General features: G+C 45.1%; 15 protein-coding genes and 1 tRNA gene. 11 read left to right on the top strand and 5 right to left on the bottom strand.

Going from position 1 to position 14638, the window contains the following annotated elements; all coding sequences use genetic code 11:
- Nucleotides 1-184: 184 nt before the first annotated feature.
- From ttcA to SDE_RS11640, 3 genes are all read left to right on the top strand, one after another.
- A complete protein-coding gene (gene ttcA / locus SDE_RS11650) occupies nucleotides 185-1117 on the top strand; it encodes a tRNA 2-thiocytidine(32) synthetase TtcA (RefSeq protein ID WP_011468703.1) in 933 nt (310 codons plus the stop codon).
- A gap of 185 nt (nucleotides 1118-1302) precedes the next feature.
- Nucleotides 1303-3765: a putative bifunctional diguanylate cyclase/phosphodiesterase gene (locus SDE_RS11645; protein WP_011468702.1), complete on the top strand. Its 2463-nt coding sequence runs from the start codon at nucleotides 1303-1305 to the stop codon at nucleotides 3763-3765.
- Nucleotides 3766-3807: 42 nt separating this feature from the next.
- Nucleotides 3808-5094, top strand: coding sequence for a hypothetical protein (locus tag SDE_RS11640; RefSeq protein WP_011468701.1), 1287 nt, complete (start codon nucleotides 3808-3810; stop codon nucleotides 5092-5094).
- 76 nt (nucleotides 5095-5170) lie between these two features.
- Here SDE_RS11640 and SDE_RS11635 read toward each other — a convergent pair whose 3' ends face one another.
- Both SDE_RS11635 and SDE_RS11630 read right to left on the bottom strand, forming a co-directional pair.
- Nucleotides 5171-5908: a 16S rRNA (uracil(1498)-N(3))-methyltransferase gene (locus SDE_RS11635; RefSeq protein ID WP_011468700.1), complete on the bottom strand. Its 738-nt coding sequence runs from the start codon at nucleotides 5906-5908 to the stop codon at nucleotides 5171-5173.
- 34 nt (nucleotides 5909-5942) lie between these two features.
- Nucleotides 5943-6019 (bottom strand) — tRNA-Arg (locus tag SDE_RS11630).
- Nucleotides 6020-6409: 390 nt separating this feature from the next.
- Here SDE_RS11630 and arsS point away from each other — a divergent pair.
- From arsS to SDE_RS11615, 3 genes are read left to right on the top strand one after another with little or no spacing between them, the layout of a single operon-like run.
- Nucleotides 6410-7399, top strand: coding sequence for an arsenosugar biosynthesis radical SAM (seleno)protein ArsS (gene arsS / locus SDE_RS11625; protein ID WP_011468699.1), 990 nt, complete (start codon nucleotides 6410-6412; stop codon nucleotides 7397-7399).
- A 4-nt stretch (nucleotides 7400-7403) separates the two neighbouring features.
- Nucleotides 7404-8090 (top strand): TIGR04283 family arsenosugar biosynthesis glycosyltransferase, encoded by a 687-nt coding sequence (locus tag SDE_RS11620; protein ID WP_011468698.1) that lies wholly within the window; start codon nucleotides 7404-7406, stop codon nucleotides 8088-8090.
- Nucleotides 8087-8743: a TIGR04282 family arsenosugar biosynthesis glycosyltransferase gene (locus tag SDE_RS11615; protein ID WP_011468697.1), complete on the top strand. Its 657-nt coding sequence runs from the start codon at nucleotides 8087-8089 to the stop codon at nucleotides 8741-8743. The genes SDE_RS11620 and SDE_RS11615 overlap by 4 nt, the downstream gene beginning before the upstream one ends.
- On the opposite strand, the gene SDE_RS11610 is transcribed toward SDE_RS11615, so the two are convergent.
- From SDE_RS11610 to flgA, 3 genes are all read right to left on the bottom strand, one after another.
- Nucleotides 8720-9193, bottom strand: a complete 474-nt coding sequence (locus SDE_RS11610; RefSeq protein WP_011468696.1) for a flagella synthesis protein FlgN — start codon at nucleotides 9191-9193, stop codon at nucleotides 8720-8722. The genes SDE_RS11615 and SDE_RS11610 overlap by 24 nt on opposite strands.
- Before the next feature lie 161 nt (nucleotides 9194-9354).
- Complete coding sequence (gene flgM / locus SDE_RS11605; RefSeq protein ID WP_011468695.1) at nucleotides 9355-9672, bottom strand: flagellar biosynthesis anti-sigma factor FlgM; 318 nt, start codon at nucleotides 9670-9672, stop codon at nucleotides 9355-9357.
- A 243-nt stretch (nucleotides 9673-9915) separates the two neighbouring features.
- Nucleotides 9916-10647, bottom strand: a complete 732-nt coding sequence (gene flgA, locus SDE_RS11600; RefSeq protein WP_011468694.1) for a flagellar basal body P-ring formation chaperone FlgA — start codon at nucleotides 10645-10647, stop codon at nucleotides 9916-9918.
- A 152-nt stretch (nucleotides 10648-10799) separates the two neighbouring features.
- Between flgA and SDE_RS11595 the strand changes: the two genes are divergently transcribed.
- From SDE_RS11595 to SDE_RS11575, 5 genes are all read left to right on the top strand, one after another.
- Nucleotides 10800-11750: a chemotaxis protein CheV gene (locus SDE_RS11595; RefSeq protein WP_011468693.1), complete on the top strand. Its 951-nt coding sequence runs from the start codon at nucleotides 10800-10802 to the stop codon at nucleotides 11748-11750.
- 61 nt (nucleotides 11751-11811) lie between these two features.
- On the top strand, nucleotides 11812-12669 hold the full coding sequence (locus tag SDE_RS11590) for a CheR family methyltransferase (protein WP_011468692.1): 858 nt from the start codon (nucleotides 11812-11814) through the stop codon (nucleotides 12667-12669).
- 312 nt (nucleotides 12670-12981) lie between these two features.
- The gene (flgB, locus tag SDE_RS11585) at nucleotides 12982-13386 is read left to right on the top strand and encodes a flagellar basal body rod protein FlgB (RefSeq protein WP_011468691.1); all 405 of its coding nucleotides are present in this window, start codon (nucleotides 12982-12984) and stop codon (nucleotides 13384-13386) included.
- A 27-nt stretch (nucleotides 13387-13413) separates the two neighbouring features.
- Nucleotides 13414-13848, top strand: coding sequence for a flagellar basal body rod protein FlgC (gene flgC, locus SDE_RS11580; RefSeq protein ID WP_011468690.1), 435 nt, complete (start codon nucleotides 13414-13416; stop codon nucleotides 13846-13848).
- Nucleotides 13849-13906: 58 nt separating this feature from the next.
- Nucleotides 13907-14623 (top strand): flagellar hook assembly protein FlgD, encoded by a 717-nt coding sequence (locus SDE_RS11575; protein ID WP_011468689.1) that lies wholly within the window; start codon nucleotides 13907-13909, stop codon nucleotides 14621-14623.
- The last annotated feature ends 15 nt before the right edge of the window (nucleotides 14624-14638 follow it).

Here is a 14638-nt window from a genome sequence, read left to right as displayed (position 1 = left end):
CTAGTGATGGTGGGCTGGTGTGGTTCGTGCTAATGCTTAGGTTGCCGCCAGTGGCTACAATAATGGCAAAGTTTTGCCTGCATTGGCAGGTAAAGAGCGGTGATAAATTACCGTTCACAGCCGAGATCAAAAACCGTACAATGGCCGCCTTTTCAGCCTTATCAATACCCTAAGAAGAGTAAACATGACCCAAGATGTGCGCCGCAGCAAATTAGAGTTCAACAAACTACAAAAGCGTCTTCGCCGCAATGTGGGTAAGGCTATTGCCGATTACAACATGATTGAAGATGGCGATAAGGTTATGGTTTGCTTGTCTGGCGGGAAAGATTCATACGCTATGCTCGATATATTAATGGGATTGCAGAAAGCCGCGCCCATAAAGTTCGATATAGTGGCAGTAAATATGGATCAAAAGCAGCCGGGCTTTCCTGAGCATATATTGCCCGAATACCTAGACTCGTTAGGTATCGAATACCACATTGTTGAGCGAGACACCTATAGCGTTGTCAAATCGGTTATCCCTGAGGGTAAAACTACCTGCGGCCTGTGTTCTCGATTGCGCCGCGGCACGCTCTATGGCTTTGCAGAGCGTATTGGCGCCACCAAAATTGCATTGGGCCACCACCGCGACGATATTGTAGAAACACTGTTTTTAAACATGTTTTATGGCGGCAGATTAAAAGCCATGCCGCCCAAACTACTGGCGGACGATAAGCGCAATATTATTATTCGGCCGTTGGCATACTGTGTAGAAGCCGATTTAGAAGAGTTTGCCAAACAAAAGGCATTCCCTATTATTCCTTGTAACCTATGTGGTTCGCAGGAAAACCTACAGCGCCAAGCTATTAAGCAAATGCTGCAAGGCTGGGAAAAACAGTTTCCGGGTAGAATTGAAACCATATTTTCGTCATTGCAGCGGGTTTCGGCTTCTCAATTGGCCGATACAGAGCTTTACGACTTTGTGGGCCTAACAATAGACAGAAGCGCAGAGCCAAAGGATTATGGCGAGCAGAGCGCTATAAACGTGTTTCCACCATTAGACGATAGCTTTGCTGGTAATAGTCTAAAAGGGGAGCAAGACCCAGTTAAGCTAATAGAGGCAGTTAATCTCGGTTAATATTTAACGGCTAGAACAACCCTGAGCGCGGCTATAACTTGTAGTCGATTTTGATTCTGGTCGTTATCCTGCACAGGTTATGGCATTATTGCGCCGTAGTTTCTCCAAAATCAAGGCCGCAGGGGTTAGCGGCCAGAATGTAAACTATAATGAACGAATAATTAGAAATTGGGGATAGGCGCTAAGTGCAAGGTTTCTTTCAAGGTATATCGTTCCGCCTGGCAAAGGTGGGGATTCTAATCGCGCTGCTCGTGGGCAGTGTGATGAGCGCGATTCAGATATATATAGATTACCAAGTACAAACTACAGAAATTAACCGCCAAATATCCAAAATTACCGCCGTTTCCACCCCCCCAGCTGTTCGAGCCGTTCACACCCTAGATGCAAAATTAGCCGCCGAAGTTGCCACAGGCTTAATGCGCTACGATTTTATTACGTCGGTAACTATAAAAAATGAGTTAGGCACAGAGCTGGCGCAATTAAGCAGAGAAACCCCAGCGTCTAATACCAAATGGTTAACGCGACAAATATCCAATGAAGTATTGCGCCATTCTGCGCCGTTATACATGCCTACTGGCGGCGAAAATGGCTATATTACCTTCGATGTAAATATGGATGCGGCCTACGGCCAGTTTTATCAATCTAGTGCAGTGGTTATTGCGTTCGGCTTAATTCGCAGTTCTTTGCTCGTATTTTTCTTGTTTATTGCGTTTTATTACCTGCTAACCAAACCGCTTATTCAAATTGCTCTGCAGGTTAAACAAATAAACCCAGGTAGCCCTGGCGAGCAGCGACTTTCGCGCCCTGCAGGTATACATGACGATGAATTAACTCAGCTTGTAGCCAGTACAAACCAGTTGCTCGATGCGGTCGATTTAGCGCTGGCCAAACGCCGAGCTGTTGAGGTAGTACTGCGTAAAAGTGAAGAGCACGTACGCCAAATTATCGATAGCTTGCCCGTGTGGGTAGGTGCGCGCAATAAAGATGGCCATTACATATTTGCTAACCAGGCACTGGCTGATTTCTTACACACTAAGCCCGACGCAATGCGCGGCTCCCACATTAGTGATTTTGCCGAATTCTTTGTTACCGATCCGCAGCAAATTATCGATTTAGATGCAGAGGTCATTAAATCGCGAATAAGTGCGCAAATTTGGGAAGAGAAATGGATTACTAACGATGGTGAAGAGCGCGATATGCACACCCACGTTATGCCCATGGAATTCTATGACGAAGTGGTTTCGTTGGTTGTATCGTCTGATATTACTGAACTTAAGCGAACCCAAGCGCAAATGGAGCACATGGCGTATCACGATGCGCTCACCGATTTACCCAATCGCAGTTACCTTGTAGAGCGCTTAGAGGAAGAGGTGCGTAAGGCTAATCACGGCCAGTACTACGGTGCGTTGCTCTTTATCGATTTAGACCAATTTAAATACATCAACGACTCCCTCGGTCATCCGGCGGGTGATGGAGTGCTAAAACACGTTGCTCAACGGTTAACCGCAGTAACCAAAGAAAATGATTTAGTTGTGCGCCTAGGGGGCGATGAATTCGTTGTTGTGCTCACCAATCTAGGGGATGAGCTACCTACCTCGATATTACGGGCAGAAGATATAGGCGAACGCCTGCGCAGATATATTTCTGAGCCACATTTTTATAACGATTTACAACTTCACGTAACCTGTAGTGTGGGTATTGTTATGTACCCAGAAGAAGACGCAGGCGTGCATGAATTGTTGCGTTACGCCGATACCGCTATGTATCAGGTAAAAGAGCAGGGGCGTGATGCCATTCAGTTCTTTAACAAATACATGGCAGATAAAGCGCGCAATGTGCTGGTAATGGAGGGTGACCTACACAAAGCGTTAGAGCAACACCGTTTTAGTTTGTACTATCAGCCGCGCGTAGATGTTACCACCTCTCAGATAGTGGGCGCAGAAGCATTGTTACGCTGGGAGCACCCCGACAGAGGCATGATATCGCCGGCAGAGTTTATACCCATTTTAGAAACGTCTGGCCTTATTGTAGAAGTTGGCCGTTGGGTATTAGAAGATTCAATTCGCCAAGTAAAAATTTGGCAAGAGCAAGGTATTTGGAAGGACGACATGCGCTTAGGGGTGAATATTAGCCCGCGTCAGTTCCGGTCTTCTGAGTTTGTAAATGATGTAACCAAAATCCTGCAGGAAGTAGGTATTAACCCCTCGTTGATTGAGATGGAAATTACAGAAGGCATTGTTATTCACAACCTAGAAGAAACGGTTGCTACTATGTCTAGTTTATGCGAGCTAGGTATTAATTTCGCGCTCGATGATTTTGGTACGGGTTACTCATCAATTAGTTATTTAAAACAGTTGCCAGTTGCTATTTTGAAAGTAGATCAAAGCTTTGTGCGCGATATTACGTTCGACCGTAACGACAGGGTGCTTGTAGAAACTATTAGCGCCATGGGTAATATGTTGGGCTTGGATGTAGTTGCTGAAGGGGTAGAAACCTGCGATCAGTTGCACTTGGTACGCGAATACAACTGTAAGTATTATCAAGGCTATTTGTGTAGCCCGCCTGTGAATGCGGATGCCTTTGCGGAGCTTTTAACCACCAAAGATATTACATGGGGCTGCGGAGCCAATAAGCGCGACGAAAAATAATTAGCCTGCACCTTGCGCAAAGGTGTTGTAAGAATATCCTCTATGTTTAAAGCGCTCTTTACCGATTCAACCCTGTTTATTTGCACGTTGTGTATTTGGGGTGCAGGGTGCTTTTTATTCTTCCTTACTTATCTCGTTTTTGTTTTACAGGGCGGTGCCACGGATTCGTCCGAGCCAATGATGTGGCTGATAACAGTTCCTTTGTGGTTTTTACTTTTTTACACTTATTGTGAATTTTGTTTTATTGTTATTGAGCATGGCGCCCACGGTTATAGTGAATTCCCTGTTATGCAGTTAACGCATTTTGGCGTATTCAGTGGCCCAAAAAAGTTATTGGGGGTAGCTTGTGTGTTTGCGTTAGTATGGGGCGCTTACGCAAAGTTAGGTTCGCCCAGGGCAGAGCTTCTACTCGTATTACTTTACTTTTATTTGGCTTTTTTTACCCCGGCAATTTTAATAAGTGTGGCAATGCAGGGTTCTGCGTGGGCAGGGTTAAACCCAATGAATGTGCTGCGTACCGCCTTTGAAGTAGGTGTTAAATACCTGAGGTTAGTATTTGTAGGCGCGCTACTTATATTGTTTTGCCATTTTGCGTTCGAATACCGCAGCGCTATCACATTGCTTTATAGTTTCTGTTTGTTGTGGCTTGTAAATGCTTATGTTTTTTGGTTGGGCAGCATTGCGCGCGAACACGTGAGTGGGCTAGGTTTTGTTGCCGATATCGATAATCAAACACCTTATCAGCAGGCGGTTTTTGATGCCGAAAAAGAATTAAATATACTTGGCCCACATTTATTTCAGCTTTCTACTAAAAATAGAATTGCAAACGGAATAGTGCAGCTTGAAGCATATGTGGCCAAGTATGAAGCGATGGGCGTGGAGGTAGTCGATTTGTGGTTGAATGTTTGGGCGCGCATACAGGATTGGAACGATTGGGTGTTTCTAGAGGCGGTAGCCCAACGGCTTACCCATAATCAAATTAAACGCAGCTTGTTTGGGGATGCCTGGCAGTATGCACAGCCATTTTTTGAGCGGGACGGATTTTTCCCGTTTAAAAATGCGCAAGATTGCTTAAACTTGTGCCGTAGTGGCGTACCAATTTTGCCAGCCAAGAAAGCCCAAGTGCTAACCATAGCTGCAAAACACTTTGCGACTGAACTGGTGAAGCCACATATTTTATTGCTGCTGGCACAGGTGTATTACTTTGAGCTAGCGAACGATAAAAAAACGCATAATATTGTGAATTACCTAGAAACTCATTACCCCGAGCTAGTACAGGAAAAAGCGTTCGCAAATTTTATTGCTGTAGTACATGGGGGGGATAGCTAACAGATAACAGATAACAGCTAGGACGAAGTTAAGCGGTGGAATTAAATGGTGCCGATAAGTGGTAAGTTTAGCTCGCTTAGTAGTAGAGCTTGCTAATAATTACTGGCACTGCTGTTTCTACTTTCAATACTCGCGCCCCAAGCTGTACCGGTTGGTAGCCGTTGTTCACAAAATTCTCTACTTCACGCTCAGTAAAGCCACCTTCTGGCCCAATAACCATGGTGCAGGCTTCTTTAGGTTGCAAACTAGGGCAGCTGGGGTAGTCGCCTAGATGCGCTATCAATTTTTTATTGGTAGGCGTTATGGAAGGCAGTACATCTTCAGCGAATGGCCGAAAACGCATATGTTTATGCACTGTGGGTAGATGCGTAGCTACACCTTGTTCAAGCCCAAGAGTCAACTGCTCGCGAATGGCTTGATCGGTAACAGCGGGCGATTGCCAAAAGCTTTTTTCTACTTTTCCTGTTTGAATTAGGTGTAATTCGTGTACCCCCATAGTCGCAATGGTTTGCAATATGCGTTTAATCATTTGCGGACGGGGCAGGGCTAGAATAAGTGTTAATGGCAAAGGTGGTGAGGCAGGTGAATTAATACTTAACTGTAAAGTGGTAGACGTATCGCTCTGCTCGGCAACGGTTGCTATTCCAACTGGGCCATTAATAATGCCCACCCGAAGGGTGTCGCCCTGTTGAAGCTTTAATACCTTGCGAATATGTTGGTGCCTCTCGCCAGTAACCACAGCTCGAGAATCATTTTCGGCATTGTCTAATAGTAAAAGGTTCATGCGAGAAGGTGCGTAGTTGTGTGCTTGCATGAGAACACTTACACAGCATGCAATAGTGTTGAATTGGCGCCCCGAACAGGAGTCGAACCTGTGACCTATCGCTTAGGAGGCGATTGCTCTATCCTACTGAGCTACCGGGGCAAAAATTGATCAGCTAGGGCGTTTAGCGCTTTTCAAGGGGCCGAATGATACCTCACCCAACGCCGTAATCAAATAGCCAAGTCTCTATTGTGGCGTCAGGTTGCCAATCTTACTAAGGGCTAAGGCCATTAGCTGCGAAGAACGCCTTGCGGCTGAACGTTTTGGCTCTCGCAAAAAGCAATTGGGGTTAATCTGAGTTTCCTATACGGTCTAAACGAATTTAAACAGCGGCACAGCAAATTAATATTGTGAGCAATCTAAGCTGTGTTTTGGGTATAAATGTGAGTGTTAACGCTATGATAGGCTTGTGTACAGTAAAGGTTGGTCGCGGTACGCACTGGCAACAAATAACATTGGCTAATTACTGGCTATAAGTAACAAAGGAAGCACATGCTCGATACAAAACCACTATTGCTTAATTCGGATTTTCCTGCCATTAACAGGGGCGCGCTATCTGTTTTACAGGTGAATCTTGGCTATTTATGCAACTTGAGTTGTACCCATTGCCATGTAAATGCTGGCCCCAAGCGTACAGAGTTAGCGAGTTTAGAAACAATAAGTGCGATTTTGGCGTATATCGACCTCACTGGTGTAACCACTCTGGATTTAACCGGCGGCGCGCCGGAGATGAACCCACACTTTAAATATTTGGTTCGCGAAGCAAGCGCTAGAAACGTAACGGTGATAGATAGGTGCAATTTAACTATTTTGAATGAACCCGGCTACGAAGACCTTGCAGAATTTCTAGCTCTGCACCAAGTTGTGGTATCGGCTTCGTTACCGTGCTACTCCGAAAAAAATGTAAACGAGCAGCGCGGCAAAGGTGTATTTGGTTCTTCCATTACCGCGCTGCAAAAGTTGAATAAACTTGGTTATGGCACAAGCGAAAACCTGAGCTTGAACCTTGTTTATAATCCCAATGGCCCATTTTTGCCGCCCAGCCAGCAGGCGTTGCAGCAAGACTACAAGCAAAAGCTCGCGCAAGATTTCGGCATAAGCTTTAATGAATTACTTACCATTACCAATATGCCCATTAGCCGGTTTGGTAGCATGTTGCTTTCTAAAGGTTTATACGAAGATTACTTACAACTATTAAAAGATAACTTTTCTGCCGCGAATTTAGCCGGTGTGATGTGTAAAAATTTAATAAGTATCGATTGGCAGGGCTATGTCTACGATTGTGATTTTAATCAAATGCTAGATATGCCGCTTCAAACGCACAGCGCAGGCGCCAAAGGCATGATTGCATCCGACGCAAAACGCACTCATATCTCCGATTTACTCCAGCAAGATATAACCGGTAACCCCATTGTTATTGGCGACCACTGCTATGGTTGCACCGCAGGCCAAGGCAGCAGTTGTGGTGGGGCACTGGCTTAATTGTATGCCGTTGTACTCCGTTATCATTCCAATTTTAAATGAAAGGGCAAAGCTGCCGAATTTATGTGAAGCGCTATCACAGCTTACAGTGTGCGCAGCTGTAGAGTTTTTATTTGTAGATGGTGGAAGCGAAGATGGTAGCGTTGTATGGCTTAAACAAAATAATTTTACTGTAATTACCGCACAAAAAGGGCGAGCTTACCAAATGAACGCTGGCGCGAAGTTGGCGCAAGGCGAGTGGTTGATATTCTTACACGCAGATACGTCTATGCCTGCCACCTTTTTTACGGCATTGGCCGCTCAGCCAAGTCATGTTGCATGGGGGCACGCGCGGGTAAAACTGGATGATAATACGCATATTGCTCGTTGGGTAGAGCGAGGCATTGCTTTTAGAACGGCCATTAGTGGTGTGGCAACGGGTGATCAAACCCTTTTTGTAAGGCGTAATATTTTTAACGCGATGGGCGGTTATGAGCCTATTTTATTAATGGAGGATGTGGCCTTAAGCTGCAAACTTAATCGATACTACGATAAAGCTATTTTGCCGGTAGAAGTCGTTACGTCTAGTAGAAAGTGGCGTAAAAATGGGTACATAAAAACCATTATATTAATGTGGTGTATACAATTGGCCTACGTGTGCGGGGTATCTACAAATCGATTGCATCGATGGTATTACGGGGGCCGCTTATGACAACCGAATACAAATTAGATATTCAAAATAATACGCCTAACAAGCCCATCGTCGCTCAGTTTGCAAAGGCGCCCGAAGTAGGCAAAGTAAAAACGCGCATGCGTGCAGTATTAAGCCCGCAACAATGTGTGGATTTACACAAACGATTAGTTGCGAAAGTTTTTACTACTGTTGCTGTCGCTGATAATTATATTCATCAACTTTGGGTGTCGAGTGACCATCCCTTTTTTCACAGCTTAATGGATGAAAATAAACATACCTGCCGCTCCTCACTGCACTATCAGCCAAGTGGTGATTTAGATGTACGTTTAACCGCCGCGTTGAAGGAAGGGGAAGCGCAAGGTCGAGTTGCCGTAGTTATAGGCAGTGACTGTATTACTTTAACGTCTAACTATATCGAGTCAGCGCTAGCCTTGCTTAAACAGCAGCCAGGGCTAAACACGGTTATTGGCCCAGCGTTTGATGGTGGCTTCGTGCTGCTAGCTATAAAGCAATGGCACGAAGCGCTATTCGAGGGTATTGAATGGGGCACAGAAAGGGTGCTAGATCAGTTGATACACAACATTGAGCTATTGGGTTTTAAATACAGCCTACTAGAGCCGCTGCACGATATTGATCGACCAGAAGACTTAAGCCTCGCCGAATCGATTTGATCCCGCATTGGATGAGGCGCTTCCTTTAGCGTTATACAGGTTGGGTGCGTTGGTTTGCCCGCGCAAAATTTCTATTAATCGCCCAAATACCTGCTGGTTTCTCGCTACTAATCGGCCATTAATCTCGTTTTCTTCTTTGCAGCGTTTAAACAGCTCTTTTAGCGTGCCCCATTGTTCTTTTACTTGGGTGTGGCTTAACGATTCAATAAGGGTATCCCAACCGTTTTCGGGGTCGTTTTGAGCGGCTTGTTGAGACCAGATAGCGCGCTGTTTGGCGCTGTTTTCCAATATCTGTATGCAGGCGTTTTTGTTTTGCAAGATAGCTTCAAGTGCGTCGCTATCACGTATTTTTAAGGCTTCGCGTTCAGATTCAAAGAGAGTGAGCAACGATTCGCAGGCTTTAATATCAGCGACAATTTGGCCCTGAATAGCTTGAGGTGTAACAGACATATTCCTCTCCATTTAATCTCGAAAATTGGCGAAAATTTGGCGTTTAGTTAAATATAAGCATTTACTATGCCGAGAGGTATGAGTGTTGGTGCTAATCTACGGCTGTTACTTGGTATAGCGCTAAACACGGGGAAGCGGGTTTAATAAATTAAACCCAAAAATTAGAGCAATTCGTCTTGCGAGAGCAAGGCGCGAGCAATAGCCTTGTCGTCGGGGCTGTAGGAGCCATTATTTAGCTCTGCACGCACTCTTTCTACTTTGCCCATGTCTACATCTGGGGCCGAGGCTAAACCAGCTTCGAGCTGAGCAAGTGATTTGCCCGCATCACTTAGCGATACCGAATCTTTGCTCTGTGTGTTCTCGTTACTGCTTGCGCTCTCAGTAGTCTGCGTGCGTGATTTTACACCGCCCGCGGGTGATTGATGGGTCTTACCCGCACCACCTGTAGAGTTTAAGCTGTTACCTGAATCTATAACCATTGTCTTAGTCCCGTGTTGTCCCCCAAATTGGCTTGTATCTTACCTAGGCCAACTGCTGCGACGCAGTACTACAATTCTCTGGGATGGTGCCAATACTCTTATAATCTACGTTTGAGCTTACTAACAGTTTGGCACAATCTTATCGTCTATAGTGTGTATCGGCCGGTATTAGATACGCTTTAGGGCTTTTTTAATATTTTTTTGCTTTATTACTCTTTCGTGCTATTTAAAGGGGAATGGGCACTAAATGCTAATGCTTACTCGCCCTGGGCCGCTTACCACGCCATCTACAACGCGCTTGGATTGATTGTTGCGCACGCGAATTTGTTTGCCAACGTGGCCGTTTTCGAGGGCCTCGCCATTTACCGCTACGGCTATCATATTACCTCGTACTTCAATTACCACTGTATCGCCTTTACTCACAACCTGCGCGGGTCGAACATGAGAGAGTTTAATTGCCTCGCCAGCGTTAACGGAGCGGGTAAGCTCTTGACCAATAATGCGCTGCGCATCTTGCACATGGCCAGAGCCGTATCTGGCGATATTAATAACCTGTACGTTTAAGTCGGCTTCGCTAATTGTAGCGCCGCGTCTTAGGGTGCGCGAAGCAACCACTATCTCGCTATAAACTTCTATATCAACTGGTACATAAATGGACCAGCGGTGTGGGCCGGCACAGGTGGTTTTAATTGTCGCGTTGGCGGTCATATGTGATGGCGTGTTTACATTCATCTCTAAGGGGTGGCCGCAGCGGGCGAGGCGTAACCGGCTATCTAGGTTGCCAACGTCGATTTTTAAATCCTTGTCCAAAATTTTGTCGGTATACACCCCAGAGAAGTGATTTCGCGCAAAAAGGTCAATTTGTTGACGTAGCTCTTGCGTAGTCATGTACTCAATTTCGGCGCTCGCTGCTTTGTTTGCCACTAAAAGAGTAAGTGAAATAAATACAAGTAAAAAACTACGATTCCTCATCATTCTTGTCCTATGCTGTATGTGTGACACGCGAAATAGCGTTGACACTAAACTTTGACAAAAAACTGCCGCTATAACGATGTATCTGCAAACCCCGTGCCTTTGTGTCCACGGGAGATGTTTTAAGCGTCGGCTTTAACGAAATGAGGGTGAACATGGCTGGTGTTCTGGATAGTGTTAATCAGCGAACCCAACTGGTGGGGCAAAACAGATTAGAGCTTCTGCTTTTTAATCTAGGCGACAACCAAACCTATGGCATCAATGTGTTCAAGGTGAAGGAAGTGCTGCAGTGTCCGCCGTTAAACGAAATACCTAAGCGCAACCCCGTTGTGCGGGGTGTTGCTCATATACGTGGCGGCACCATTCCTATTATGGATTTACGCAGAGCAACCGGCAGCGCGCCGCTAACAAACCTAGAAACCTGTTTTGTGATAATCACAGAATATAATCGCTCTACACAGGGCTTTTTGGTTAAGGGTGTTGAGCGCATCGTAAATATGAATTGGGGTGATATTCATCCGCCACCCAAAGGGGCGGGCAGAGAGAATTACCTTACTGCGGTTACCCAAGTAGATAATCGCTTGGTAGAAATAATAGATGTAGAAAAGATACTTGCTGAAGTTTCCCCAATGTTGGATGAGGTAAGCGCAGAGGTTATTCAAGATGCGCAGGCCGAAACAACGGTACTTAAGCACGTGTTAGTTGCTGATGATTCTGCGATCGCTCGCAAGCAAATTCAAAGAGTTCTGGCATCACTGGGTATAAAAACTACCGTGTGTAAAGATGGAGCTGAAGCGCTTGGGTATTTAACGGACTTAGTCGCTGAAGGTAAAGACCCCTATCATGAACTAATGATGGTAATTTCCGATATTGAAATGCCAGAGATGGACGGTTATACCTTTACTGCAGAGGTGCGGGCTAATCCAAAACTCGCAAACATGCACATTATTTTACACACGTCTTTAAGTGGTGTGTTTAATGAAGCTATGGTTAAAAAAGTGGGTGCCAACGATTTCTTAGCGAAATTTCATCCGGACGAACTGGCTAAGCGTGTTAACGCAAGAATTAAAGTTCTAACTGGTGACGGCTTTGAGATGGAAGACTAGTGTCTATTCAAGGGGTTAGGGCGCTTATTCAGTGCGGTTGTACGACAAATAAGATGAGAATATGGTGACCTCAGTATCAGGAATGGAAAGTGGCGCAGCGCTGGATGCCGAAGCATTTGAGGCATTTAGAATTTTTTTGCAGGAAGCTGCAGGAATTGACTTAGGTAGTAATAAGCAGTACTTGGTGGCTACGCGTATTCGACGTATTTTAATTGATTACAAGCTAGACTCACTCATTGAGCTAGTGCTAACCATTAAACAGCCTAGTCAGCGTGAATTACGCCAAAAGGTTATCGATGCAATGACCACAAACGAGACTTTTTGGTTTCGTGATATTTACCCTTACGATTACCTGCAAAGTACCTTGCTGCCCGAATGGTTTAAAAATAAGCCCAATGGGCGCATGCGCATTTGGTCATCTGCTTGTTCTTCAGGGCAGGAGCCATATTCTATTAGCATAGTTCTAGAAGAGTTTAGTAAGCGCAACTTTGGCAAACGTATTAATGCCGAAATTGTTGCCACCGACCTTTCTACCGAGATTATGGCGCAGGCGAAAAGTGCAGAGTACGATAGACTATCCGTTTCACGGGGGCTATCGTCCGAGAGATTAAGGGAAAACTTTGAAGAAATTGAAAAGGAAAAATGGCGTGTAAAGCCAAGCATAAAAAGCAGAATTACTTTTAGACCCCAAAACCTAAAAGACTCCTACGTTATGCTTGGAAAGTTCGATATTGTTTTTTGTCGGAATGTACTAATTTATTTTTCTAGTGAATTAAAGCAAGACATCATTAAGCGTATACACGCCACAATGGTCCCTGGCGGCTATTTATTCTTAGGCTCTTCAGAAAGCCTAGGCGAATCTGCAAAGCTATTTGACATGGTTCACTGTAGCCCTGGAGTGGTGTATAGAGCTAAATAGCAGTTACCTAGCCGGCATATTTTTAATAAATTCTTTTCTTTGGCCGCTACCAGCAGATGTTGGTTGCGGCTTTCTTTTTTGTACCCCTAAAACCTTTCAGGTAAAGCTTGTCTGCCAAGCGGAAACTCATTGCCGTTACCTCGAGTTTTACCTCCAATATTTTGCCTTTCTACAAGCGAAAATATAAAAATAGCTAGTTAATTCAATAAGTTAGTTGATATGTGATTAAGTTGGCATAAGCGTTGCTCTATTCCACGTGTACACAAAGTAATAGTTAATTGCGTTACATCAAAATAGGGTAGGTAATCACACATGGCCATTTCATTTGATAAAGCACTGGGAATTTACGAATCCGCGCTTTCTCTACGTTCTGAGCGTGCTGGCGTGTTGGCGAATAACCTCGCAAACGTGAATACCCCCGGATATAAAGCGCGCGATATCGATTTTCAGCAAGCATTGAAAGATTCAATGGGACAGGGAATAGGCGGCAAAGCGGCTAAAACTACCCACGCGGCGCACTTTGGAGCGGCAGAAAATAACCGCTTTAGCGGTGAACCTTTGTACCGTTCTCCCTCGCAGCCCTCTGTAGACGGCAATACCGTTGAAGAACAAAAAGAGCATGCGGAATACATGAAAAACACATTGGAGTTTCAAGCGGCGTTTACTGTACTTAACAGTAAATTCAAAGGCTTAACTAAAGCGATACGCGGCGAATAACCCCCAATTAACTAGGTGGATTTGAAAATGAGTTTATCAGGCATATTTGACACAGCGGGCTCCGGTATGAATGCACAGAGCGTTCGCCTTAATACCACAGCAAGCAACATTGCAAACGCAGAAACCGCAAGCTCTAGCGCAGATACCGTATACCGAGGCCGCCACCCAGTTTTTGCCACTGTGCAAGCAGGGTATATGCAAGGCCAAGTAGGCGCCTTGGATGATGAGCAAGAAATGGGCGTGCAGGTAATGGGTATTGTTGAAAGTGATGCACCTTTGCAAAGGCGTTATGAGCCAGGCCACCCGCAGGCGGATGAAGAAGGTTATGTGCACTATCCAAACGTTAATATCGTAGAAGAAATGGCCAATATGATTTCTGCTTCGCGCTCGTTCCAAATGAATGTAGAGGTTATGAATTCTGCCAAGCAAATGGTGCAACGCGTTTTACAGCTTGGCCAATAATTAAATCGCATTAGCTAGTAACACCAAAACACAATATTCACGCTAAGAGGGTAAAGCAATGACGGAAATCGCAGCTACAGGCAATAGCTTTTTGAGCGATATGTCGATTGCCAAAAAGAATCCAACAGAGCCGCAATCCAATGAATTGGGCCAGAGTGCATTTTTGGAATTAATGATCACCCAATTAGAAAATCAAGACCCGCTTAGCCCGCAAGAAAACTCTGAATTTATCGCGCAATTAGCGCAGTTTAGTTCGGTAGAAAGCTTAGATAAGCTCAATAATAACTTTGATAGTTTTGCCAATTCATTTGTCGCCAACCAAGCGTTGCAAGCTTCCACTTTGGTTGGCCGCTCGGTAACAGTGCCCTCCGATAGAACTGAATTAAAAGCAGGCGGTGTAGTAAGTGCTAGTGTGGATGTGCCCAGTAGCAGTGGCGATATATTAGTAAATATTTCTACCGAGGGCGGCTCGCTTGTGGACCAAATTTCACTGGGCGTTCGACCTGCCGGTGAGTTAGTCATGCGCTGGGATGGCAATCAAATGGAAGTGAATGGCGAGCTGCTAGATTGGCAAACATCACAAGAAAACGGCATACCACCGGGCACTTATCGGTTTGATGTAAGCACGCGGGTAGATGGTGAAGAAGTAAAACTTGGCACTGCACTTAGTGCCAATGTAAACAGCGTTACTGTGGGCACCAATGGCGGCCTAACTCTGAACCTAGCCGGTATTGGCGCTGTTGGCCTAGATGATATTAAACAATTTAACGAATAAGTCGCTCATAATTTT

Source organism: Saccharophagus degradans 2-40, assembly GCF_000013665.1.
Classification (GTDB): Bacteria; Pseudomonadota; Gammaproteobacteria; order Pseudomonadales; family Cellvibrionaceae; genus Saccharophagus; species Saccharophagus degradans.
Note: the sequence above shows the minus strand (reverse complement) of the source record. Positions and strands in the feature narration are given on the sequence as shown.